25 protein-coding genes and 1 tRNA gene are annotated in these 23,057 nt (G+C 68.9%); 16 read left to right on the top strand and 10 right to left on the bottom strand.

The features are described from left to right. Nucleotides 1–16: 16 nt before the first annotated feature. Nucleotides 17–835 carry an alpha/beta fold hydrolase gene (locus tag ON39_RS21750; protein WP_040737103.1) on the bottom strand — a complete coding sequence of 273 codons (819 nt, stop codon included), beginning with the start codon at nt 833–835 and terminating at the stop codon, nt 17–19. Nucleotides 836–1,058: 223 nt separating this feature from the next. Here ON39_RS21750 and rpsO point away from each other — a divergent pair, with 223 nt between their 5' ends. The 3 genes from rpsO (at nt 1,059) to ON39_RS21735 (ending at nt 5,376) form a co-directional block, all read left to right on the top strand. Continuing rightward, complete coding sequence (gene rpsO, locus ON39_RS21745) at nt 1,059–1,328, top strand: 30S ribosomal protein S15 (RefSeq protein WP_014986888.1); 270 nt, start codon at nt 1,059–1,061, stop codon at nt 1,326–1,328. A 374-nt stretch (nt 1,329–1,702) separates the two neighbouring features. After that, entirely contained in the window at nt 1,703–3,994 is a 2,292-nt protein-coding gene (locus ON39_RS21740) for a polyribonucleotide nucleotidyltransferase (protein WP_040737098.1), read from the top strand. An 86-nt stretch (nt 3,995–4,080) separates the two neighbouring features. Continuing rightward, nucleotides 4,081–5,376, top strand: coding sequence for a M16 family metallopeptidase (locus ON39_RS21735; RefSeq protein WP_051186898.1), 1,296 nt, complete (start codon nt 4,081–4,083; stop codon nt 5,374–5,376). 12 nt (nt 5,377–5,388) lie between these two features. On the opposite strand, the gene ON39_RS21730 is transcribed toward ON39_RS21735, so the two are convergent. Further along, nucleotides 5,389–5,730 carry an ArsR/SmtB family transcription factor gene (locus ON39_RS21730; protein ID WP_040737097.1) on the bottom strand — a complete coding sequence of 114 codons (342 nt, stop codon included), beginning with the start codon at nt 5,728–5,730 and terminating at the stop codon, nt 5,389–5,391. A 93-nt stretch (nt 5,731–5,823) separates the two neighbouring features. On the opposite strand from ON39_RS21730, the gene ON39_RS21725 reads away from it, so the two are divergent. Then, nucleotides 5,824–7,032 (top strand): MFS transporter, encoded by a 1,209-nt coding sequence (locus ON39_RS21725; protein ID WP_051186897.1) that lies wholly within the window; start codon nt 5,824–5,826, stop codon nt 7,030–7,032. 72 nt (nt 7,033–7,104) lie between these two features. Then, nucleotides 7,105–7,176, top strand: a tRNA-Gly gene (locus ON39_RS21720). A 61-nt stretch (nt 7,177–7,237) separates the two neighbouring features. Here ON39_RS21720 and ON39_RS21715 read toward each other — a convergent pair. After that, nucleotides 7,238–7,717, bottom strand: coding sequence for a MarR family winged helix-turn-helix transcriptional regulator (locus ON39_RS21715; RefSeq protein ID WP_051186896.1), 480 nt, complete (start codon nt 7,715–7,717; stop codon nt 7,238–7,240). Between the two features lie 84 nt (nt 7,718–7,801). On the opposite strand from ON39_RS21715, the gene ON39_RS21710 reads away from it, so the two are divergent. Continuing rightward, nucleotides 7,802–8,668: a VC0807 family protein gene (locus tag ON39_RS21710; protein ID WP_040737096.1), complete on the top strand. Its 867-nt coding sequence runs from the start codon at nt 7,802–7,804 to the stop codon at nt 8,666–8,668. A 10-nt stretch (nt 8,669–8,678) separates the two neighbouring features. Here the strand turns inward: ON39_RS21710 and ON39_RS21705 are convergent, their stop codons facing one another. Further along, nucleotides 8,679–9,614: an FAD-dependent oxidoreductase gene (locus ON39_RS21705; RefSeq protein ID WP_040737095.1), complete on the bottom strand. Its 936-nt coding sequence runs from the start codon at nt 9,612–9,614 to the stop codon at nt 8,679–8,681. Nucleotides 9,615–9,691: 77 nt separating this feature from the next. Next, entirely contained in the window at nt 9,692–10,105 is a 414-nt protein-coding gene (locus ON39_RS21700; RefSeq protein WP_040737138.1) for a DUF4440 domain-containing protein, read from the bottom strand. Nucleotides 10,106–10,256: 151 nt separating this feature from the next. On the opposite strand from ON39_RS21700, the gene ON39_RS21695 reads away from it, so the two are divergent. Next, entirely contained in the window at nt 10,257–11,660 is a 1,404-nt protein-coding gene (locus ON39_RS21695) for a pentapeptide repeat-containing protein (RefSeq protein ID WP_246002924.1), read from the top strand. A 32-nt stretch (nt 11,661–11,692) separates the two neighbouring features. Here the strand turns inward: ON39_RS21695 and ON39_RS21690 are convergent, their stop codons facing one another. From ON39_RS21690 to ON39_RS21680, 3 genes are all read right to left on the bottom strand, one after another. Next, nucleotides 11,693–12,088, bottom strand: coding sequence for a VOC family protein (locus ON39_RS21690; RefSeq protein ID WP_040737136.1), 396 nt, complete (start codon nt 12,086–12,088; stop codon nt 11,693–11,695). 138 nt (nt 12,089–12,226) lie between these two features. Continuing rightward, nucleotides 12,227–13,309 carry a sensor histidine kinase gene (locus tag ON39_RS21685; protein WP_040737093.1) on the bottom strand — a complete coding sequence of 361 codons (1,083 nt, stop codon included), beginning with the start codon at nt 13,307–13,309 and terminating at the stop codon, nt 12,227–12,229. Continuing rightward, entirely contained in the window at nt 13,306–13,947 is a 642-nt protein-coding gene (locus tag ON39_RS21680) for a response regulator (protein ID WP_174412551.1), read from the bottom strand. The genes ON39_RS21685 and ON39_RS21680 overlap by 4 nt, the downstream gene beginning before the upstream one ends. A 516-nt stretch (nt 13,948–14,463) precedes the next feature. Here ON39_RS21680 and ON39_RS21675 point away from each other — a divergent pair. The 3 genes from ON39_RS21675 to ON39_RS21665 all read left to right on the top strand — a co-directional run bounded on the left by ON39_RS21675 (nt 14,464) and on the right by ON39_RS21665 (nt 18,462). Continuing rightward, on the top strand, nt 14,464–15,588 hold the full coding sequence (locus ON39_RS21675; RefSeq protein ID WP_246002923.1) for a DUF418 domain-containing protein: 1,125 nt from the start codon (nt 14,464–14,466) through the stop codon (nt 15,586–15,588). A 42-nt stretch (nt 15,589–15,630) separates the two neighbouring features. Continuing rightward, nucleotides 15,631–16,743 carry an alcohol dehydrogenase catalytic domain-containing protein gene (locus tag ON39_RS21670; protein ID WP_040737090.1) on the top strand — a complete coding sequence of 371 codons (1,113 nt, stop codon included), beginning with the start codon at nt 15,631–15,633 and terminating at the stop codon, nt 16,741–16,743. An 87-nt stretch (nt 16,744–16,830) separates the two neighbouring features. Then, nucleotides 16,831–18,462, top strand: coding sequence for a carboxylesterase/lipase family protein (locus tag ON39_RS21665; RefSeq protein ID WP_040737134.1), 1,632 nt, complete (start codon nt 16,831–16,833; stop codon nt 18,460–18,462). Nucleotides 18,463–18,561: 99 nt separating this feature from the next. Here ON39_RS21665 and ON39_RS51185 read toward each other — a convergent pair whose 3' ends face one another. Continuing rightward, the gene (locus tag ON39_RS51185; protein WP_085998241.1) at nt 18,562–19,002 is read right to left on the bottom strand and encodes a MarR family winged helix-turn-helix transcriptional regulator; all 441 of its coding nucleotides are present in this window, start codon (nt 19,000–19,002) and stop codon (nt 18,562–18,564) included. Between the two features lie 77 nt (nt 19,003–19,079). On the opposite strand from ON39_RS51185, the gene ON39_RS21655 reads away from it, so the two are divergent. The 3 genes from ON39_RS21655 to ON39_RS21645 are packed head-to-tail and all read left to right on the top strand — an operon-like array spanning nt 19,080 to nt 20,276. Then, the gene (locus ON39_RS21655; protein ID WP_040737089.1) at nt 19,080–19,502 is read left to right on the top strand and encodes a MarR family winged helix-turn-helix transcriptional regulator; all 423 of its coding nucleotides are present in this window, start codon (nt 19,080–19,082) and stop codon (nt 19,500–19,502) included. A gap of 49 nt (nt 19,503–19,551) precedes the next feature. Beyond that, complete coding sequence (locus ON39_RS21650; protein WP_040737088.1) at nt 19,552–19,833, top strand: type II toxin-antitoxin system Phd/YefM family antitoxin; 282 nt, start codon at nt 19,552–19,554, stop codon at nt 19,831–19,833. Continuing rightward, nucleotides 19,833–20,276 (top strand): type II toxin-antitoxin system VapC family toxin, encoded by a 444-nt coding sequence (locus ON39_RS21645; RefSeq protein WP_040737086.1) that lies wholly within the window; start codon nt 19,833–19,835, stop codon nt 20,274–20,276. The genes ON39_RS21650 and ON39_RS21645 overlap by 1 nt, the downstream gene beginning before the upstream one ends. Here the strand turns inward: ON39_RS21645 and ON39_RS46035 are convergent, their stop codons facing one another. Next, nucleotides 20,277–21,098, bottom strand: a complete 822-nt coding sequence (locus tag ON39_RS46035; protein ID WP_051186893.1) for an alpha/beta fold hydrolase — start codon at nt 21,096–21,098, stop codon at nt 20,277–20,279. A 135-nt stretch (nt 21,099–21,233) separates the two neighbouring features. On the opposite strand from ON39_RS46035, the gene dapB reads away from it, so the two are divergent. Genes dapB through ON39_RS21625 form a run of 3 tightly spaced genes read left to right on the top strand, consistent with a single transcriptional unit; the run spans nt 21,234 to nt 22,993 of the window. Continuing rightward, complete coding sequence (gene dapB, locus ON39_RS21635) at nt 21,234–21,980, top strand: 4-hydroxy-tetrahydrodipicolinate reductase (protein WP_040737084.1); 747 nt, start codon at nt 21,234–21,236, stop codon at nt 21,978–21,980. A 22-nt stretch (nt 21,981–22,002) separates the two neighbouring features. Then, complete coding sequence (locus ON39_RS21630) at nt 22,003–22,503, top strand: hypothetical protein (protein WP_040737082.1); 501 nt, start codon at nt 22,003–22,005, stop codon at nt 22,501–22,503. A gap of 34 nt (nt 22,504–22,537) precedes the next feature. Continuing rightward, the gene (locus ON39_RS21625) at nt 22,538–22,993 is read left to right on the top strand and encodes a flavodoxin family protein (RefSeq protein WP_040737080.1); all 456 of its coding nucleotides are present in this window, start codon (nt 22,538–22,540) and stop codon (nt 22,991–22,993) included. Nucleotides 22,994–23,057 lie beyond the last annotated feature (64 nt).

Below are 23,057 nucleotides of genomic sequence, written 5' to 3'. Positions count from 1 at the left end.
TCCGCGACGCCCCTGTTCATCCCTTGATGAACTCCAGCAGATCGGCGTTGAGCTGCGTCGCGTGCGTGATGTAGAGCCCGTGCCCCGCGGTCGGATACTCCTTGAACACATTGTTCGGCACCAGCGCCGCCGTCTCCCTGCTGCTCACGTCGATCGGAATGGACTGATCGGCCAGGCCGTGCACGATCAGCGTCGGCACGGTGATCCCCGCCGTGTCGGCGCGGTGATCGGCGTGGAACGACTGCTCCTGCACCGCGATCGTGGCGAACGGCGCGGCGGAGAGGCAGCGCTGCATCTCGTGGTCGATGATCGCCGGCGACACGTCGTTGCCGAGGTGGGTGGCGAAGTAGCCCTGCGCGCGGTCGGCGAACCATTTGGGCCGATCGGTGCGCAGCTGATGCATCGTCGCGTCCCAGGCTTCCTGCGGAACGCCGATCGGATTGTCGTCGGTGCGGCGCATCATCGGCACCGCGGCCGCGAGCAACGCGAGCCGATCGACCCGCTCCGAGCCGTGCCTGGCCAGGTAGCGGACCACCTCGCCGCCGCCCGCGGAGTGTGCGACCAGGGTGATCCCGGTCAGATCCAGGTGCGTGAGCAAGGCGGCGAGGTCGTCGGCGCGGGTGTCGACGTCGTACCCGGTCGCGGGCCGATCGGAGCGCCCGTGGCCCCGGCGATCGAGCATGACGCAGCGGTAGCCGCGCTCGACGAAGAACGGGACCTGGTACTCCCACATGTCGGCGTGCAGCGACCAGCCCGCCACGAAGACGATCGGCGCGCCGGTCCCGTAGACCTCGTAGGCCAGGGTCGTTCCGTCGGTGGTCTGGAAGTTCGGCATCGGGTTCTCCTCGTATTCGTCGGTGCGCGAACAAGATTCACACGGGTCTCGGCGCGCGTCGATTACCGGAGAGGTAAAGGCGGCGCTTCCCCGCAGGAGGCGATTCGGCCGGCCGGGTCCGGTCCGGTAAGGTGGATCCTCGGGTTTGCTGCGGTCCGCGGTGGCACCCGAACCGGGTAACCGGACATTCGAGCGCGGGACTGAAATAGGGAGTGGATGCCTCATGGCTCTGACCACCGAGCAGAAGTCGGCGATTCTCAAGGAATACGGCCTGCACGAGAAGGACACCGGCTCGCCGGAGGCCCAGATCGCGCTGCTGTCCAAGCGTATCTCCGACCTCACCGAGCACCTGAAGGTGCACAAGCACGACCACCACACCCGGCACGGCCTGCTCGCGCTGATCGGTCGTCGTCGCCGGCTGTCGAAGTACCTGGCCGCCAACGACATCCAGCGCTACCGTTCGCTGATCGAGCGTCTCGGCCTGCGCCGCTGACAGCTCCACACGCCGGCTGCCCGAGGTAGCCGCAGACCCGGCCAACGGGGAGACGTACAATCTCCCCGTTGGCTATTCGTGTATGCGGGCCGCATATAGATTCGGCGGGCCCGGAAACACGACGACATTGCACAGCCGTAAGCACCCGCCGCGTGGCGTCGGTCTTCGGTAGTGGCCTCCCGGCAGGGGATAGACCGCCGGCGGGCTTCGATCGATGACCGCCTCCGCGTCGCTGTGATCCAAGGGGATTCGGCCGGGTGCGCGCGCCGCAGCCAGGAGGGTTGCCGCGCGTCCGTACCAGGTACGGCTGACGAAGAGCCGGATCGCGCCACACGGCGCTCGATCCGGCGAAGACGAGAGGTTGAGAGAAGAGAATGTCCGAAACAACTGAACGCAAGTCCTCGGCCGTGGAGGTCGAGCCCGGTGTGTTCGAGTCCGTCGCCCTGATCGACAACGGCAGCTACGGCACCCGCACCGTCCGCTTCGAGACCGGCAGGCTGGCCCGTCAGGCCGCCGGTTCGGTCGTGGCCTACCTGGACGACGAGACCATGCTGCTGTCGGCCACCAGCGCCGGCAAGCACCCCAAAGACCAGTTCGACTTCTTCCCGCTGACGGTCGACGTCGAGGAGCGCATGTACGCCGCGGGCCGCATCCCCGGCTCGTTCTTCCGTCGCGAGGGCCGCCCGTCCACCGACGCGATCCTCACCTGCCGCCTGATCGACCGCCCGCTGCGCCCGTCGTTCGTCGACGGCCTGCGCAACGAGATCCAGGTCGTCGTCACGGTGATGAGCCTGGACCCCAACGACCTCTACGACGTCGTCGCGATCAACGCCGCGTCCGCGTCCACCCAGATCGCGGGCCTGCCGTTCTCCGGCCCGGTCGGCGGCGTGCGAGTCGCCCTCATCGAGGGTCAGTGGGTCGCGTTCCCGACCGTCGAGCAGCTCGAGGGCGCGGTCTTCGACATGGTCGTCGCGGGTCGCGTGGTCGAGTCCGGTGACGTCGCGATCATGATGGTCGAGGCCGAGGCCACCGACAAGGTCATCGAGCTGGTCGAGGGCGGCGCGCAGGCGCCCACGGAGACCGTCGTGGCCGAGGGCCTCGAGGCCGCCAAGCCGTTCATCGCCCGCCTCTGCCGCGCGCAGGCCGACCTGGCCGAGCTGGCCGCCAAGCCGACCGGCGAGTTCCCGCTGTTCCCGCCCTACGAGGCCGACGTCTACGAGGCCGTGGAGGGCACCGCCAAGCGTGAGCTCGGCGAGGCGCTCTCGATCGCGGACAAGCAGGAGCGCGAGGCGAAGATCGACGAGATCAAGCTCGAGGTCCTGTCCCGTCTGGGCGACGACTACGTCGGCCGCGAGAAGGAGCTGGGCGCCGCGTTCCGCTCGGTCACCAAGAAGCTGGTGCGCCAGCGCATCCTGACCGACGGCTTCCGCATCGACGGCCGCGGTCTCGCCGACATCCGCGCGCTGTCCGCCGAGGTCGCCGTCGTGCCCCGCGCGCACGGCTCGGCGCTGTTCGAGCGTGGCGAGACGCAGATCCTCGGCGTCACCACCCTCGACATGGTGAAGATGGCCCAGCAGGTCGACTCGCTCGGCCCGGAGACCAGCAAGCGCTACATGCACCACTACAACTTCCCGCCGTACTCGACCGGTGAGACCGGCCGCGTCGGCTCGCCCAAGCGCCGCGAGATCGGCCACGGCGCGCTGGCCGAGCGGGCCCTGATGCCCGTGCTGCCCAGTCAGGAAGAGTTCCCGTACGCCATCCGTCAGGTGTCGGAGGCGTTGTCCTCCAACGGTTCCACCTCGATGGGCTCGGTCTGCGCCTCGACCCTGTCGCTGCTGAACGCCGGTGTGCCGCTGAAGGCGCCGGTCGCCGGCATCGCGATGGGCCTGGTGTCCGACACGATCAAGAACGACAAGGGCGAGGACGAGGTGCGCTATGTCGCGCTGACCGACATCCTCGGCGCCGAGGACGCCTTCGGCGACATGGACTTCAAGGTCGCGGGCACCCGTGACTTCGTCACCGCGCTGCAGCTCGACACCAAGCTCGACGGCATCCCCTCGCAGGTGCTGGCCGGCGCGCTGAGCCAGGCGCACGACGCGCGCACCGCCATCCTGGAGGTCATGGCCGAGGCCATCGACACCCCGGACGAGATGAGCCAGTACGCGCCGCGCGTCACCGCGATCAAGATCCCGGTCGACAAGATCGGCGAGGTGATCGGGCCCAAGGGCAAGGTGATCAACCAGATCACCGAGGAGACCGGCGCCAACATCTCCATTGAGGACGACGGCACGGTCTACGTCGGCGCGACCAACGGCCCCGCGGCACAGGCGGCGATCGACCAGATCAACGCCATCGCGAACCCGCAGCTGCCGAAGGTCGGCGAGCGCTTCCTCGGCACGGTCGTCAAGACCACCGCCTTCGGCGCGTTCGTCTCGCTGCTGCCCGGCCGCGACGGTCTGGTGCACATCTCGAAGCTCGGCAACGGCAAGCGCGTCGCCAAGGTCGAGGACGTGGTGAACGTCGGCGACAAGCTGCGCGTCGAGATCGCCGACATCGACAACCGAGGCAAGATCTCGCTGGTCCCGGTCGAGGACGACAACGCCGAAGCGGCGGGTTCGCCCGCCGATGCCGAGACCGTTGATGCGGGCGCGGCGGCAACCGAGTAGTACTTGTCTTTGTGACGACGAAGAAGACGACAACCCCTCTGCTCCGGCGCGAGCAGGGGGGTTCGTCACTGGAGCTGCGAGCCAACATGATCGATCCCGGCGTACAGCGCACCGTCCTACCCGGCGGACTACGCGTGGTGACCGAGCATGTGCCCGGCGTGCGCTCGGCCTCGATCGGCGTCTGGGTGGGCGTCGGCTCGCGCGACGAGGGCCCCACCGTCGCCGGCGCGGCGCACTTCCTGGAACACCTGCTGTTCAAGGCGACGCCGACCCGCACGGCGCTCGACATCGCGCAGGCGATGGACGCCGTCGGCGGCGAGTTGAACGCGTTCACCGCGAAGGAGCAGACCTGCTACTACGCGCACGTGCTCGACGAGGATCTGCCGCTGGCCGTGGACATGGTCTCCGACGTCGTGCTCAACGGCCTGTGCCGGGCCGAGGACGTCGACGTGGAGCGGCAGGTGGTGCTCGAGGAGATCGCCATGCGCGACGACGACCCGGAGGACCTGGTCGGCGACGCGTTCCTGTCCGCCCTCTTCGGCGACCATCCGATCGGGCGGCCGGTGATCGGCTCCATCGAGTCCATCGAGGCGATGCACGCCGGGCAGCTGCGCGGCTTCCATCTGCGCCGCTACCGGCCGGACCGGATGGTCGTGGCGGTCGCGGGCAATGTCGAGCACGATCACACGGTGGAGCTGGTGCACCGCGCGTTCGAGAATCGGCTCGATCCGGCGGCGACGCCCGCCAAGCGCCGCGAGGGCCGGTTCCGGCCCGCCGGCGATCCCGAGCTGCACTGGAGCCACCGCGACAGCGAGCAGGCGCACCTGGCGTTCGGCGTGCGCGCGTTCGGGCGGCACGAGGGGGAGCGGCGCTGGCCGCTGTCGGTGCTCAACACCGTGGTCGGCGGCGGGTTGAGTTCGCGGCTGTTCCAACGGATTCGGGAGGAACGCGGGCTGGCGTACTCGGTGTACTCCAGCGTTGATACCTTCGCCGACACCGGCGCGTTCTCGGTGTACATCGGCTGCCAGCCCGAAAACCTCGGCAAGGTGGCCACTTTGGCGCGCGGAGTGCTCGAAGAGGTCGCGGCCAACGGCATCACCGACGCCGAGTGCGCCCGGGCCAAGGGCTCGCTGCGCGGCGGCCTGGTGCTCGGGCTGGAGGACTCCGCCTCGCGGATGAATCGCATCGGGCGCAGCGAACTGAGCTACGGCAACCATCGCAGTGTGTCGGAGACGCTGGCTCGCATCGACGCGGTCACCACCGAGGAGGTGTCGGCCATCGCGAACACGCTGCTGTCGCGTCCGTTCGCGGCGTCGGTGGCCGGTCCGTACAAGCGGACTCGTGAACTGCCCGCCGCGGTACGCCGTTTGGTCGAGGGCTGATCCAGGACGGTCCTAGCGCTCGACCGTTCGATTGCCGGCACTCGCGCGATTGGCGGCCTCGACGACCGCCGAGACCACGCCGGGTAGGGCTTCCTCGAGGTCTCGCGCGCGCAGGCGCTGCCAGATCTGACCGTCCACGATCACCCGCTCGATGACGCCCGCCTCGCGCAGGATCTTGAAGTGGTGGGTCGCGGTCGACTTGTTGATGACCTCGTAGAGCTCGTTGCAGCGGACCTCGGTCCCGGCGTTGCTCAGGCGGCGCACCATCTCCAGTCGGATGGGGTCCTGGATCGCGCCGAGCACCGTGGACAACGACGCCACCGGCGGGGCGTCCGCCTCCTTAGCTTCGGTCATGATCTACCTCACTCGGGGGTTTGATGATCGTCAAACGGGCGGTACTGTCGTACGCGGTTCGATCATTATCAAACCTACCTGATCGGAGTTTCGATGGCAGCGACGATTGCGACGCCCGCCGCTGACGAGCGGACATCACAACGCTGGGCCTACGGCCTGGTGCTGGCCGCGGGCGGGGTGGCGCTCGGTGTTTCCGGGGTACCCGCCCCGCTGTACGGCATGTACCAGCGCGAGTGGCACTTCTCCCCGCTCACCACGACCTTCGTGTTCGCGGTGTACGCGTTCGCGGCGCTGGGCGCGGTACTGGTGTCGGGCAAGATCTCCGATGTGGTCGGGCGCAAGCCGGTGCTGCTCGGCGCGTTCGTGACGATGATCGCGGGGCTCGCGGTGTTCCTGCTCGCCGACAACGTCGTGATGCTGTTGATCGCGCGCGCGTTGCACGGGTTCGCGGTCGGCGCGACCGTGGTCGCCGGTGCGGCGGCGCTGCTGGATCTGCGGCCCAAGCACGGCGCGCGCTCGGGCCAGCTCACCGGCGTCGCGTTCAATGTCGGTATGGCCGTGGCGATTCTGGGCTCGGCGCTGCTCGCGCAGTATGCGCCGCATCCGCTGCGCACGCCCTACGTCGTCATCACCGTCGTGTGCCTGCTCATCGGCATCGGCGTCATCGCGCTGGAGGAGCCGCACACCGGTCGCATCGCCGGACGCATCCGGATCGCGAAACCCGCTGTGCCGTCGGAGATTCGGGGCGACTTCTGGTTCTCCGCGCTCGGTGTGATGGCGGCCTGGTCGGTGCTCGGCGTGCTGCTGTCGCTGTACCCGTCGCTCGCCGCGGCCGAAACCGGCATCCACAACCTGGTTTTCGGCGGCGCGGTGGTCGCGTCCACCGCGCTGGCCGGCGCGACCTCGCAGCTGTTCGCGACGAAGATCCCGGCGCGTCGCGCGGCCATCGGCGGTGACACGGGCATGGCTATCGCGCTGCTGCTCACCGTGCCCGCGCTGCACACCGGCAACTGGGTCGTCGTGCTGCTCGCCGGCGTGCTGCTCGGCGCCACCTTCGGGCTCGGCTTCGGCGGATCGCTGCGCCACCTGTCCGAGGTTGTGCCGCAACACAAGCGGGGCGAGACCATGTCGGCGTACTACCTGCTCGCCTACACCGCCATGGCGTTGCCGACGATCCTCGCCGGCTGGGCCGCCACCACCTGGAGCCTCAGCGCGGTGTTCCCGTGGTTCGTCGTGGTCGTCGCGCTGGCCTGCCTGAGCGCCGCCGGGCTCGGCCTGCGGCGCACCCGCGCGGCCGCCTGATCGCCGATTGGCATTTTCCGCCGACGATAGGCTAGAGTTTCTACTCGCATCCGGAACACTCCAGATGCGAATGCGGATGTAGCGCAGTGGTAGCGCATCACCTTGCCAAGGTGAGGGTCGCGGGTTCAAATCCCGTCATCCGCTCTTCCGAGTCCCGGCCCGCGATAGGGGCCGGTTGACGAATTCCCTTACGCAGCCAAGCCTTTCAGAGCTTGTGCTCGAAATCGGGGGCAGAGATCCGTTGCGTATTGGCGACGAGGATATCCGTGGTCCGCTGGATCCAGTCATTGATCGCCCGTAGCTCCGCGGGGGAGTATTTCGCGGACAGCTCGGCCATGTCGCTGCCGAACGGGACGAAGACCGCGGCCAAGAGCGCGTCGACCCGGTCGTTCGGGATCAACTCCACCACGACCCTGCGCCTGTCCTTCGGATCACGGGTGCGCTTCGCGTAACCCGCCTTCTCCAAGCGGTCCACCAGACCGGTCACCGCGCCGGTGGTCAGGCCGGTGTGCTCGGCGATGGTGCCCGCCGGCACCGGGCCGAGCGTGCGCAGCGTATCCATGCACTTGCGCTCCACGGCGCTGAGGCCGAGGAGCCTGCCCGTCGCGGTGTGGAAATTCACCATGGCCGTCGCGAACTCGCGACCGAGCAGGGTCGGGTCCGCCGCGGGCACCTCTTGCGTCATGCCCCGAATATACCTTAGCCTCTGGCTATCTTAGTTGCTAAGAGAATTAGCACCTGAAATATTCGGAGAACGGGGTGAGCCGACATGCACGGCACGATCGACAAGCGGAAATGGGTGGCCGTGCTGGTCGCGAACACGGCCATCGACCTGCTGCTTCCGACGGTGGTCTTCGCGCTGCTCGCGCCGACCGGACTGCCCGCGGCGATCCGGTTGTCCCTCGGCGGGACGCTGCTGGCCGCCAAGGCCGTCGCCGGTGGGTTGCACACCAGTGTCTTCCGGTGGCGGCTGGCCGCTCTCATGGCGGTTATGCCGACCGCGGCACTCATCGGGTGCTACCTGAGTGGGCTGGGAGACACGGCGAGCATGGTGGTGGGGGCGGTCGTCGCGGCGCTGATCGTCATCGGGGATCAGTTGCGGGACAGGGCCACCCGCTCGATCGACCGATTCGCGGTGCTGGTACTCGCCGAGGTCGTGGCCGGTGTCGTGCTGACCTCGATCAGCGGCGACGCGCGTTTCGTGCTGGCGCGCAGCTCGTTCTACATCGGCGTCGCCGGTCTCGTCGTGCTCGCCAGTACCTGGACGGAGCATCCGTTCATGCGCGACGCGCTCAAACCCGTTGCGGCGAAAGGCGATCCGTTACGAGCGGAGGGATTCGATCGGGTCTGGCGTGCCTCGGCGCGGTTCCGGGCCGTCTATCGGTTCGTCACCGCGACGCTGGGCGCGGTGCTGCTGGCGGACGCGGTGCTGCGGGTCGTGGTGATCTACAGCTACCCGCCGGAGCGGGCGGGTGAGTCGTCCCTGGTGTCCGGTCTCCCGCTGATCGTGCTGGTCGGCCTGTGGTTGTTCGTCAACCGGACCTTCGTCGTGCCCCGCGCCGAGCGGCTGCTCGACCTGGAAATGGCTCAGCCGCAGTCTGTTTCGAAGGACGATCACACCGTCGGTGCCGGATGACCCGGCACGCTCAGTCGGCGAGCATCCCCGCGACCTCGCGGGCGCTGCCCCACGAGAGGCTGACGCCGAGCCCGTCGTGGCCGTAGTTGTGCACGACCCGGGACTCGCCGATGCGCTCCTCCTCGAGCCGAGCCTCGGTGCGGCCGGGACGCAGCCCGACCTCGTGACCGACCACCTCGGCGTCGGCGAGTTTCGGCTCGACCGCGATGCAGCGACGCAGGATCTGCTCGGCCACCTCGGGGTCGGGGTCCAGGCTCCACTGCCCGTGCTGCCGGACGCCGCCGAGGATGAGGCGGTCGCCGTGCGGGAAGTAGCCCGCCCATTCGTGCTCGCCGCCCAGCTCGACGTAGAAGTCGGAGAGGCCGGGATTGCGGACGATCACGTGCTGCCCGCGCACCGGCCGCACGTCCTCGTCGGCGGCGAGCTTGCCCGCCGCCACGCCGGTGCAGTTCACCACGACGGGCGCGGCGGCCGTGGCCTCGGCCAGGTCGCGCACCGTGCGCTCCTCGATCTCGACGCCGTGCGCGGCCAGGCGGTCGGTCAGATAGCGCAGGTAGCGCGGGAGATCGATGAGCGGGGCCGTGCACCAGAAGCCGATCAGCATGCCCTCGGGCAACTCGTCGGGCGCGCACATCTCCACGTCGACGAAATCGTGCACCCACCACGGCGGTTCGGACCAGACGCGGGAAACCTGAAGTCCGCGTTCGAAATGCAGGCCGGACGCCGGATCGTCGGCGAGCGCGGAGAACTCGCCGAAGGTCACCTTGCTCCACGCCGAATCCCGCGGCGTGGTGCCGGGCCCCCACAACCCGCTCGCCACCGCCGACGTCGTGCGCGCGGGCGGGCGCTCCGCCCACACCCGCACCCGGTGACCCTCCTCGGCCAAACAGACCGCGGTGGTCAAGCCGATCACGCCCGCCCCCAGTACCAACACATCTTTAGCCATAGTCGCGACGGTACTCACGAATCTCGTTCTCCGGCTTGGAAACAACGATTGGCCGGGGGCGGTCGGCTACCCGGTGATCACGAGTCGGCGGGGGCGACCGCCGTCTCGTGCAGGACGCGCCAGCTGTAGCGCAGTGGGTTGCCGCTGGTGGTCAGCACCGCGGTCGTCCAACGGTCGGCGTGCTTGCCGCCGACGTGGTGGCGCTCCATGAAACGCACCACGGTCACGTTGCCCTCGGTGAGCAGCACCTCCGTCTCGGAGATCTCGATATCGAGGCCGGGCTGGGAGTTGCGGGCGCGGCGCAGGCTCGACAGCAGCTCTGAGCGGCTCACCCTGGCGCCGGAGGTGGTCACCATGGAGAACGTGTCGTGCTGCGTCGCGGCGAAACGTTCCAGGACCTCCGGGCCTGCGTCGGTCCCCAACCAGGTGGACAGGAGCGCGTGCACGGCCTCGACCTCGACCGCCGGGTCGAGCGCATCGGAAGCAGACATGTCCGCAGCGTACTCGAGCGCGCGCCCGCCGCGGCCCAGCGACGCGGCCAACACGCCGGTGCTGACAAGAGGACAATCGAAAGAGTTTGGGGCACAGCGATAGCCGATCATGTCCGTAGTCGCCGGGCGGCAATCCGGATACCATGCGCTAATGCGATGGGGGAGGTTGGGCGACCGACTGCACCGCGCGGCGTTGCTGCTCGCGGTCCTGGCGGCGGTCGTGTGCGGCCTCGGCATCGCGGCGCTCACCTGGTGGCTGCTGTGGCTGGCGCTCGGCGCGAAGGCCGAGACGCCGAACCAGCTGGACCTGACCAAGATCGCGCTGGCGGTGGCCGCCGGCGTCGGCGGCGCGGTCGCGCTGGTGGTGGCCTACCGGCGGCAACGGGACCTCGAGCGCGGGCGCTTCGCCGAGTTGTTCGGGGCCGCCTCGCGACAGCTGGGCGACGCCGACGTGGCGGTGCGCATCGCCGGGGTCTACGCGATGACCGGGATCGCCGACGAGTTCCGCTCGCCGAGCCGGCGCCAGCAGTGCGTCGACGTGCTCTGCGCCTACCTGCGCCTGCCCTACGATCCGGTCGCCGGCGCGAACCACCTTGTGTCGCAGGCGGAGACGGTCGACGAGTCCGGCTTGAAGGTCGAGCGCGTCTACCAGTTCCGGCAGAACGATCGGGAGGTGCGCCGCACGATCGTGCAGGTGATCGCCGACCACCTCCAGCCGTCGGCCGACACCTCGTGGTCGGACTGCGAGTTCTCCTTCACCAACGCGGTCATCGAACGCGCCGACTTCGGGCACGCGGTGTTCACCGGGCGCCGGATCTCCTTCGCCCGCGCGCTGTTCATCGGCCGTACCTGCTTCGAGCACGCGGTCTTCGCCGGACCGCACGTCACCTTCCGCGACGCCGTCTTCGAGGACGGCCCCGCGCTGTTCGACCACGCGCGCTTCGGCTCGACCCGGCCCGAGAAGGCCCGGCGCGCCGGTGACGGCACCACCTTCGACGGCGCCGCGTTCGACGGCTCGGTGTCGTTCGAGAACGCGACCTTCGTCGGCCCGCGCACGAGTTTCGCCGGCATCCGGACCGCTGGCCCGCGAACCTCGTTCCAGGACACCAAGTTTCACGCCGAGCTCACCTCGTTCGAGCGCGCGACCCTGGACGGCCAGCATCTAGCGTTCACCGGCGCGGAGGTCTCCAGCCCGCGAATCACCTTCGAGGGCGCGCAGTTCGAGGCGGGCACCGTCGCGTTCGACGACTCCCGCATCGGCGCGCCCGCGCGCATGCGCAACCGCGGCACCCGTGAAACGGATTTCAGCCGAGCCGAATTCCACGGCACGACCACGTTCGCGCGCACCACGTTCGCGGGACGTTTCGTCGATTTCACCGACGGCGACTTCTTCGGCGACATCTCCTTCGTCGATACCCGATTCAACGCGGGCGAGGTGAATTTCGACCGGCCGCGAGCCTGGGTCGGCACCCATTTCGACTGGGACGACATCCCGACGCGCAAGCCGGCCAATATCAAGCCGAATCCGTGGCCGCCGGAGCAATACGACGAATGAAAAGGGGCGGCGATGGACGCCGCCCCGATCTTTCAGCTCGGCCAGCCGCCGTAGGGGACGGTGATCAATTCCATGAAGTGGCCGTTGGGATCCAGGAAATAGACGCCGCGGCCGCCGTCGTTGTGATTGATCTGGTTGACGCCCTGCTGGCGGGGGTCGGCCCAGTGTTCCAGTTTGTAGCGCTGGATCTTGGCGTAGGCCTCGTCGAATTCCTCTTCGGAGATCAGGAAGGCGTAGTGCTGAGGCTGGATCTCGGTGATGTGCGGAGGCACGTTCGCGAAATCGAAGGTTACTTTGTTGTCCAGGGGAAGCGGGATGAACGGCCCCCAGGCCGCTCCGAGTTCCGAACCGAGGATGTCTGCCCAGAATTCTGCGGTCACACGATTATCGTGGCAGCCGACAATGGTGTGATTGAACTGTACTGACAGGGGATTTCTCCTTGTGTCGTGACGGTCCCGACCCTGGGCTCGGTACAAGGCGGCCGACAGGAGCACCGTCACGGTCGACGAGGCTAGCAAACATCTCTCGGGTTTCGCCAGTATCCCGTGACGCACACCATCTTTCGGTCAGCGCGGCAGGCGCAGCGCCACGCGGTAGCCGCCCTCGGCGGTGGGACCGGATTCGAAGGAGCCGCCGAGTAATTCGGCTCGTTCGGCGAGACCGACCAGGCCGTGTCTGGAGCTGGGCAGCGTCATGGCGGGCCGGGTCGGCGCCGTGTTCGTCACGGTGACGCCGAGTTCGTCGCCGTCGTGCCACAGCCGCACGGTGGCGGTCGCGCCGGGCGCGTGTTTGCGGACGTTGGTGAGGGCTTCCTGAACCGTGCGGTATATCGTGCGCTGCCCGGGTGCCGCGAGTTCCTCGGACAGTTCGCCGTGCAACTCGACCTCGATGCCGCTGGAATCGAGCAACTTTCGCAGATCGGCCAGCGTCGGCTGGGGTGTCAGCTCGGTGCCCTGGCCGCCCGCGGCGCGCAGCAGCGTGACCATGTGGCGCAGCTCCTCCAGGGTGTCCACGCTGAGTCTGCGGATGGTGCGCGCGGCCTCGGCCGCCTCGGGGTCGGTGGCCGCGACCTGAAGCGCGCCCGCCCGCACGGCGATCAGGCTCACCTGGTGCGCGACGACGTCGTGCATCTCGCGGCCGATCTGCGCGCGTTCGCGGGCGAGCACGGCTTGGGCGTGCAGTTGGCGTTCGTGGTCGCGCGCCTGCTCGATCTCGACCAGCCGGGCCGACAGGTCACGCCGGGTGCGAACCAGTTGGCCCAGCAGCACCGGTGCGCCCGCCCAGGCCGCCGAGTACGCGAAGGTGACGATGATGCCGCGCTGGTCGATGGGGTGCCCGGGCGGCCAGGGGGTGGCCGCGACGATCGCGGTGGCGAGCACGGAACCCCACAGCACCGCGCGGTTGCTCGTGCGTTCGGCCAGCGAGTACAGGGCGATCGCGGGGGCGGCGAGATTGGCGAGCATCCAGCTCGCGGGCAGCGTCAGCGCGAACGTCACGAGCGGAAAACGGCGGCGCAGCAGCACGGCGGCGCACGCGACGCACGCGGCCGCGAACTCGACGCGGGAGGTGTACTCCTCGTCGAGGAGCACGTCGGCCATCGCCACGGCGACGAGCGCCAGATCGATCAGCCACGGCCGCAGGCGGCTCACGGCAGCAACCCGGCCCGCTGCGCGAGCAACGCCGCCTGCACCCGGCTCGACACCCGCAGTTTGGTGAGAATGGCGCTGACATGGTCCTTGACCGTGCCGACGCTCAGGTGGATCCGCTGGCCGATCTCCGCGTTCGACAGGCCGCCCGCGATCAGCACGAGCACCGCGCGTTCCCGCTCGGTGAGCCGTTCGACGCGCTCGACGTCCGCGTCGAAGGTGGCGGCGGGCTCGGCGTGGCGCAACAGGGCCGCCGAGACCTTCGGCGACAGCACGACACCGCCCGCGGCGAGGGTGCGCGTCAGCTGTGCGAGCTGCTCCGGTTCGGTGTCCTTGAGCACGAAACCCGCTGCGCCCGAACGCAATGCGGACAGGATGTAGTCGTCGGTGTCGAAGGTCGTCAGCATGGCGACCACCGGCGGGTCGGGCAGGGCGCGCAGCTGTCGCAGCACCGCCAGGCCGTCGACGTCGGGCATCCGGATGTCGAGCAGGACGACGTCCGGCCGCGTCTGCTCGATCGCCGCCAGCGCGCCCGCCCCCGTCGCCGTCGCGACCACCTCGATGTCCCTCGCCGCGTTCAATATCAGCTCGAAACCCGATCGCACCAGCGCCTCGTCATCGACGACGACCACCCGAATCACCCGCCACACCTCCTCACGGTCCCCGCCCGTGAGCCTAGATCCGCCCGGACCGCGGGCTGGTCACCGAGCCCGCGCGACGGTCGACCGGCGGGGATATTCCAGCCGATCGGCGGATGGCGGTCGCCGAAGGACGGTGGGTTTTCGGACGTGTGCCGGGTACCGGAAGTGCCAGGCATTGCTGAGGCTGGGACTCGGGTCGGTGCGGACGTGAGATCGGGGAGGACGGAGCGAATGGCGACGTCCGGCGGACCGGCACCGCGAAGGCGGCAGATGATGCGAGATGGATTGGTGACGCGGAGCGGCGGGTTGGCTTGCCCATCGCAAGGCGATGAGGTGTTGACGAGTGAGGTGGTGCGGCCCGATATGGCTGGGCAGCTGAACAATTCGGGGCGAGCAGGCGCCGGCTTTCAGGCAGGCGACGGCGCGCAAGGTGGCGAAGACGCGCAAGGTGGCGAAGACGCGAGTTCGGGTGATGCGAGCCCGGCTGGCGAAACCGTCCGGGTCGGAACTCGGTTGGTGGGTGTGGATTTGGCGCGGGGGCTTGCGGTGCTGGGGATGTATGCCGCGCATGTTGGGCCCGAGCCGGGGGAGGGCGGGTTCCTCGGGTTCGTCATGGAGGTGACGCACGGGCGGTCGTCGGCCTTGTTCGCGTTTCTCGCGGGGTTCTCGATTCTGCTGATCACCGGTCGGCGCGTGCCGAAGACGGGGCGGGCGGGGCGGCAGGCGCGGGTGAAGGTGCTGATTCGGGCGGGCATTCTGCTGGTGATCGGGACCGCGCTGACCGCGTCGGGGACCAAGGTCGAGGTGATCCTGGCCTACTACGGGCTGTACTTCCTGCTGGCGTTGCCGCTGGCTCGGCTGCGGGCGACGACGCTGGCCGTGCTCGCCGCGGTGGGCGCGCTGGTGTCGCCGCCGATCGTGTTCGCGGTGACCAGGGACCTCGACTGGACCGAGAAGGTCAACCGATTCGATCCGATCGCGTGGGCGAGTGGTCGCGGCGATCCGCTCGCGAGCGCGGACGGGATCGCCGGGCTGCTGCTCACCGGCGGCTATCCCGCGCTGACCTGGCTGCCGTTCGTCGTCGCGGGCATGGCGGTCGCTCGACTCGACCTGTCCGCCACCGTGATTCGCGTTCGCCTGGCGGCCGCGGGCGTCGGTCTCGCGGTGCTCGGTTACGGCGGCTCCGCGCTGGCCCTGCGGATCGTTCCCGGCGGGCCGGACCCGGCCGATGTGATGGCCGCGCCGTGGTGGTCCGATCTGGCCGAGGACCCCGCGGGATGGCGGAGTCAGCTGGGCGCGATGCCGCACAGCGAAACCACGCTGTCGATCGTCGGGAACACCGGTGTCGCGCTCACAGTGCTCATCGCCTGCCTCGCCGCGTGCGAGGGGTCTCGGCGGTTCGTGCGGCCGGCCACGCCCTTGATCGCGGTCGGCAGCATGTCGTTGACCGCCTACGTCTTCCACGTGGTCGCCATCGCGGTGCTCGGCTTCGACGTGCTGCCCGCGGGCACGCTGCCGGTGCTGCTCTGGCTCAGCGCGATCATCATGATGTTCGCCTACTGCTGGACCCGGTTCTTCCGGCGCGGGCCACTGGAGTGGTTGCTGCACCGCGCGACCTCGGTGGCCGAGCGTGTGCGTTAGTCCCCCTGTGCCCGCGACGGCGGGGACGGTAGCGTCGGCGGAATGAAGATTCGTGGGGCGGTCCTGGAGCGGATCGCGGCGCCCGTGCCCTTCGCCGAGTCGGCGCCGATCAGCGTCGGTGAGTTGGAGCTCGGCGAACCGGCGGCCGGCGAGCTGCTGGTCCGCATCGAGGCGGCCGGGTTGTGTCATTCGGACCTGTCGGTGGTGGACGGCAATCGGGTGCGGCCGGTGCCGATGCTGCTCGGTCACGAGGCGGCCGGGCGCATCGAGGCGATCGGCCCCGGCGGCAGCGACCTCGCGGTCGGTCAGCGCGTCGTCATGACCTTCCTGCCGCGCTGCGGCGAATGCGCGGGCTGCGCGACCGACGGGCGCACACCGTGCGTGCCCGGCAGCGTCGCCAACAACGCGGGCGAATTGCTCGGCGGCGGAAGGCGTTTGAGCCGCGACGGCGCCGAGGTGCACCACCATCTCGGGGTGTCCGCCTTCGCCACGCACGCGGTGGTGGACCGCCGGTCGGTGGTCCCCGTCGACGACGACGTGCCGCCCGAGGTCGCGGCCGTGCTCGGCTGCGCCGTGCTGACCGGCGGTGGCGCGCTGCTGAATTCGGCGAAGCCGGGGCCCGGTGACCGGATCATGGTGGTCGGCCTCGGTGGTGTCGGCATGGCGGCCGTGCTGGTCGCCGTCTCGCTGGCCGCCGACGGCCACGATGTCATCGCCGTCGACACCGTGCCCGAAAAGCTCGCGCTGGCAAAGGAATTGGGAGCCACTGCGGCCTACACCCCCGCGCAGGTCGCCGAATCCGGTGTGCAGGCGGAGATAGTGGTGGAGGCCGCAGGCAACATCCGCGCCTTCGAAACAGCGGTGGCCGCAACAGCTCCCGGCGGAACAACGGTAACCGTCGGCCTCCCCGCCCCCGACGCCCGCGCCACCATCTCCCCCCTCGCCCTAGTCGCCCAAGGCCGCTCGATCATCGGCAGCTACCTCGGCTCCGCCGTCCCCTCCCGCGACATCCCCACCTACGTCCACATGTGGCGCGAAGGCCGCCTCCCCGTAGAACGCCTCGTCTCCGCCCACATAGGCCTGGACCAAATCAACCAGGCCATGGACCAACTAGCCGCCGGCCACGCCCTACGCCAGGTGATCGTGTTCGACTGAATCGCGCCGGCCTGGCACCGCCCGTGTGTCGATCCACCATCGTCCATGGCCGCCGATCACAGGTGCCGAAACCATAAGGAGCCGTTCGTGTCAGGGCTAGCTCGCCGATGGTCGACACCGCTACTGCTCACCCTCGCCTGTGCCACCCTGGCGGCGGGGTGCACGAGCCCACCGAATCCACCTGCGGACCGGTCGGACGTGGTCAGTCTCGACACCGGTGCCGTGCGCGGGCGCGTCGATCCGGCCGGCTACCGCGAATACGCGGGCATTCCGTATGCCGCCGCGCCGGTGGGTGCGCTGCGCTGGCACGCTCCTACCGCCGCGGCGAGCTGGGATGGAGTGCGCGAGGCCACCACACCGGGTGCGATGTGCCCGCAGGGCGCAAGCCTGGCGGCACCGCAGGCGATGACCGAGGACTGTTTGAACCTCAACGTCTGGACCCCCGCCGGTTCCCACACCGATCTGCCCGTGCTGGTGTGGATCCACGGCGGCTCCCTGATCAGCGGCGCCGGCAGCGACTACGGCCCGCAGAAATTCCTGACCGGCACCGAAGGCCCGATAGTGGTGGTCACGATCAACTACCGCCTGGGCACGCTGGGGTTCCTGGCCGACAAATCCCTGGAAGACACCGATGGCGATGTCGGCAACTACGGCTTCCAGGATCAGCAGTTCGCCCTGAAATGGGTGCAACGCAACATCGCCGCGTTCGGCGGCGACCCCGCCAAGGTCACCATCGCCGGAGAATCCTCGGGCTCGAATTCGGTGTGCACCCACCTGGCCGCACCCGGCTCGGCCGGATTGTTCCGCGCCGCGATCATGCAGTCGGGAGCCTGTCTGCCGTGGCAGACCCGACACGGCGCCGAAACAGCCGCCGCCACCACCGCGACCGGGCTCGGCTGTGCAGATCCGGCCACCACCGCGACCTGCCTGCGTGGGCTGCCCGTCTCGGCCATCCTCGCCGCGCAAGCCCAGCAGACCAACGGCATTACCGGCATCCCCTTCCTCGGCACCGTCGGCACTCCCTTCATGCCACGCAGCCCCGAACAAGGCCTCAAAGACGGTGCGCTGGCCCACGTCCCAGTGATAACCGGGACCAACCACGACGAATCCGCCCTGTTCGCATGGCTGATCTACGGCACTCCCGGCGCACCCACCCTGACCGCCGACCGATACCCGCAGGCACTGACCGAGATATCGCAGGCCCATGACTTCCCCCTGCGCGACAACCACACCGCCGCGGTCACCGCCGAATACCCCCTCGACCGATATCCCCAGCCGGTCATCGCCGCGACCCGCGCCCTCAGCGACCAAGCCACCTGCGCCATCGGCTACCAAGCCCCCCAACTCGCCGCCCACGCCCCCACCTACAGCTACGAATTCGCCGACCCCGCCCCGCCCGCGCCCCCGAGCACGTTCCCGCTGGGCGCCTACCACGCCAGCGAACTGTCCTACCTGTGGCAGATGAGTCCCGCGCTCGGCGATCCCGCCACGATGACCCCCGCTCAGCGCCGCCTGAGCGACGAGTTGGTCCGATACTGGACTCGATTCGTGCTCACCGGAACTCCAGACCCGGCAGGACTGCCCGCGATGCCCGCCCACACCGGCACCAACCCGAATCTGATGTCGTTCAAGCCCGACACCACCGGACCCATCTCCGCAAGCGCGTTCGACACCGACCACCACTGCGGATTCTGGAGAACGGTTACCGCACAACCCTGACAACACGATCAGTACCGGGCGACTCACCCACAGGATCGGGGCGGGGGCGCGAGGAGCCTATTCGTCGCTGATACCGAGTCTGCATGCGTTGGTCAGATGTCAGTGGGGGTCGGGGGTGTCCATGGCGTCTACGAAACGGGTTAGGAGACGGGCGAATTGGGTGCGTTCGGTGGAGGTCCAGGTGGACATGGCGGTTGCCATGGCGGTGCGGCGGGCGGTTCGAGCTTGCGTCAGGGCCTGGTGGGCGGTGGGGGTGAGGCGGAGGACGGCGCGGCGGCCGTCGTGTTGGTCGGCTACTCGTTCCAGTAGGCCGTGCGAGACCGCTTGGGCGACAAGGCGACTGGCTCGCGGCTGGTCTATGCCCAGGGCGGGGGCGAGGGTGGTGACGGTGGGGGATTCGGTGGCGGCGACCGCGTCCAGGAGGCGGTGCAGGGGTAGGGAGATCGGGGAGTCACCGGCCAAGGCGCCGCGGGTCTGCCTGCGACGGATTCGGATCATCGCCGCTTCGACAGCCTGGGTGATCTCGTCGTGCTCGCTCATCGGTCCCTAGTCTTCCATCCGTAGAAGATGCATGCCATAGTACATGTAGTTGTTGAAACGCATGTATTGGAGAAATCATGGCTGTACCACGTCGCATCGGCTACTGGCTGGTCGAGCTCGACCGGCTCATCACCGAACGCTTCGACGAGGATCTCGCCGCCGGCGGGCTCGGCCGCAGGCAGTGGCAGATCCTGCACTCGCTCTCGGACGGTCCGCAGCGATCGAGCGAGCTGTACGCCGCGATCGACGCGTTCCTGGCCGACTCCGCGGAGTGGGACACCGAGCTGGCGGCGGTCGTCGCCGGAGGTCTCGTCCTCGAGGACGCGGGCACGCTCTCGCTGACCGAGCGGGGCCGGGACGTGCACGACAAGGCGTGGGTTCGCATCGGTGCGCGCCGCCGGCAGATGACCGAGGGCATCACCGACGAGCAGTTCGCCGAGACCATGCGTGTGCTGGAAAAGATGGTCGCGAATATGTCTGGCGCCGAGGCCGCCCACTAGGTAGCCTGAATTGACCAGAGTAGTCAAAGTGGTCGAAACGGGTGAGCCAATGGCACGAAAGCGGTCGGAGCGACCCGATGTCGCATGGCCTCTAGCCGACGCGAAGGCCAGGTTGTCCGAGTTGATCGAGACGGTGGAACGGGAGGGACCGCAGGTGATCAGCAAGCACGGGCGCGAGGTCGCCGTAGTCGTGGCCATCGATGAATGGCGTCGCCGGAACGCGCGGCAGGGCAGCCTGGCCGAGTTCTTCGCCGACTCGCCGCTACGCGACTCCGGTCTGGTCGTGGAACGGGAGCGAACGGACTCGCACCACCGCGATGTGACCCTGTGATGGCCCTCGAGCTCGAATCCACCGGCTACCTGCTGGACACCGACGCCGTCGCGGAGTGGATCAAACCGCGACCGGACCCGGGCCTCATCGCCTGGCTGCACGCGGCCGACGAGGAGCGAATGTTCCTGAGCGTCATCACGATCGGGGAGATCCGCCGAGGCGTCGACCGAATGTCCGACGAACGACGCAGGACCCGGCTGACCACTTGGCTGTCCGACCAGGTCGCCGACCGATTCGACGACCGACTACTGCCCGTGGACTTCGGCGTCGCCCAGGCCTGGGGCCGGGTCCGCGCCCGAGCCGACCGCGCCGGACACGGGATAGACGCGGTGGACGCGCTCATCGCGGCGACGGCCGAAGCCCACGGACTCACCCTTGTCACGCGCAACGACAAGGACTTTCACGGTACAGGCGTGCAGGTGCTGTGTCCGTGGGGCGAATGACTATGTGCGGGAGAGGGTTTCGGTGACCAGCTCGACGTAGTCGGCGGTTCGGCTGATCAACAGCGAATGGCCGCCCGAAGGGAAGGTGCGGAAATCGCAACCGGGGTGCAGATCGCGCAGGCGGCCGGTGTGCGCGCCGGTGATGAGCGGATCGTCGTCGGCGCGGAAGATCAGCGTCGGTCCGTCCCAGGCCGGGCCGCGCATGAGTTCATCGACACCCTCGGCGAGTTCGAGCAGCAGACGATACGAATTGGCCGAACCCTCGCTGCCGCCGGAGTCGGTGGCGGAGAGGACCTGCTCGATCCAGAACTCCGCGTCGTCGGAGTCCTGCCAGGTGCTGCGCAACGCCGTGCGGATCGCCTCCTGCGTCTCCGGCCACGGCGTCGCCAGGGTGGTCTCGACCCGCATCCGCAGCCGGTCGACATCCTCCGGCCCGTACAACCCCGTGCTCGACAAGATCAGCGACCGGACCCGGTCCGGCGCCCGACGTGAAAGGAGTTCCGCGAACATGCCCCCCGCCGACTGGCCGACCACGTGCGCCTGCTCGATCCCCTCCGCGTCCAATATCGCGACCAGACCGTCGACCAGTTCCGCACAGGAACCGACACTCGGCGGATAGTCGGGCGCGATCGTGCGGAACCGCGACGCCAGCGCCGGCGCCAGATCGAGCCAGCCGATACCGATCCCCGCCCCGCCGGACAGCAATAGCACCGGATCGCCCGCGCCGCCCGCGTAGTACCGCCAATCATGCTGTCCCACAGCGAGTTCCTTGCGGTCGTGCTGCTCCAGGAAGATCGCTGCCCGTTCTCGAATCGAAGTCACCCCCGCGACGGTAGGTGAGGTAGTCCTAATAAGCAAACATGCGCATGTAGCAATGTGAATCACGGAGGTCAGCGGACCGTCGCCCCGACACGGTCGATAGGCTGACACCGACGACAGCGGAATGAGGAGGAGCGGGTGACCATACGGGTCGGAGTGCTCGGAGCGCGCGGCAAAGTCGGCCAGGCGATCTGCGCGGCGGTGGAGTCGGCGGCCGACCTGGAACTGGTCGCCGCCGTCGACAAGGACGATTCGCTCGACGCGTTCACCGAGGCGAACACGCAGGTCGTCGTGGACTTCACCCACCCGGACGTGGTGATGGGCAACCTGAAGTTCCTGGTGCAGAACGGCATTCACGCCGTCGTCGGCACCACCGGCTTCGACGCCGCCCGCCTCGACGAGGTGCGCGGCTGGCTGGCCGACCGCCCGGAGACCGGCGTGCTGATCGCGCCGAACTTCGCCATCGGCGCCGTGCTGTCCATGCGATTCGCCGAGCAGGCCGCCCGATTCTTCGAATCGGTCGAGGTCATCGAGCTGCACCACCCGAACAAGGCCGATGCGCCCTCCGGCACCGCGTACCGCACCGCCGGGTTGATCGCCGCCGCCCGCGAACAGGCGGGCGTCGGCCGCAGCCCCGACGCGACCAGCACCGAACTGGACGGCGCCCGCGGCGCCGACGTCGACGGTGTCCGGGTGCACTCGGTGCGCCTGGCCGGCCTGGTCGCGCACCAGGAGGTGCTGTTCGGCACGCAGGGCGAGACCCTCACCATCCGGCACGACTCCATCGACCGCTCCTCCTTCGCCCCCGGCGTGCTGCTCGGCGTGCGGGAAATCGCGAACCGCCCCGGCCTCACCGTCGGGCTCGACCCGTTCCTCGACCTGTGAACGAGCGTCAGCGGGTGCGCGCGTGAACGCCGAGGCGGACGAGGGCAAGCAGAACCGCGACGTCGTCAAGGTCGTCGCTTTCGTCGCGGTGCTGGTGCTCGTGCTCGCCTTCTACTTCCTGCTGCTCGGCCGAATCTCGTTCAGCCTCATCGGCAATGGCGGCGTCGCCCCCATCCTCATCGGCGTCGGCGTGCTGATCCTGCCGCTCGTCGGCGTCTGGGTCGTCGTGGCCACCCTCCGCGCCGCCCTCGCCCACCAGCGCCTGGCCCGCCGCATGCACGAGGAGGGCCGCGAACTCGACACCTCCCACCTACCCCGCCGCCCCTCCGGCCGCATCGAACGCGCCGCCGCCGACGAACTGTTCGCCCAGGTCAAAGCCGAATGGGAGGCAGACCCCGACAACTGGCGCGTCTCCTACCGCCTGGCCCGCGCCTACGACTACGCCGGCGACCGAACCCGCGCCCGCGAAACCATGCGCCGCGCCGTCGAACTGGAGAGACTCGAGCGCGAGCAAGCGCGGTAGGCCGCCGCGCCTCGGCGACCACTAGGCTCGAGACGTGACGCGACTGCTGATCATCCACCACACCCCCTCCCCGCACATGCAGGCCATGTTCGAGGCGGTGCTCTCCGGCGCGACGGACCCGGAGATCGTCGGGGTGGAGGTGGTGCGGCGGGCGGCGCTCGCGGTGACGGCGTCGGACGTGTTGGCAGCCGACGGATATCTGCTCGGCAGCCCTGCCAACCTCGGCTACATGTCGGGCGCGCTCAAACACGCCTTCGACACGTTCTATTATCCGTGCCTGGATTCCACCACGGGCCGGCCATTCGGTTTCTATCTGCACGGCAACGAGGGCACCGAAGGCGCTGAACGTGGTGTGGAACGGGTCACCACGGGGCTCGGCTGGCAACCGGCGGCCGCACCCGTCATCGTGTCGGGTCCGCCGACGAAGGACGACATCCACAAGTGCTGGGAACTCGGGGCGACCATTGCCGCGCAACTGATGAGCGACTGACAGTTTTTGTCCCCGAAATAGCTGGCAGTGACAGTCCATACCGTACGCGAATAAGAGGCGGCCC

The organism is Nocardia tenerifensis NBRC 101015, assembly GCF_000308715.1.
GTDB classification, from domain to species: Bacteria; Actinomycetota; Actinomycetes; order Mycobacteriales; family Mycobacteriaceae; genus Nocardia; species Nocardia tenerifensis.
The sequence above is the reverse complement of the archived record's forward strand: the minus strand, read 5'-3'. Positions and strand labels throughout refer to the sequence as shown.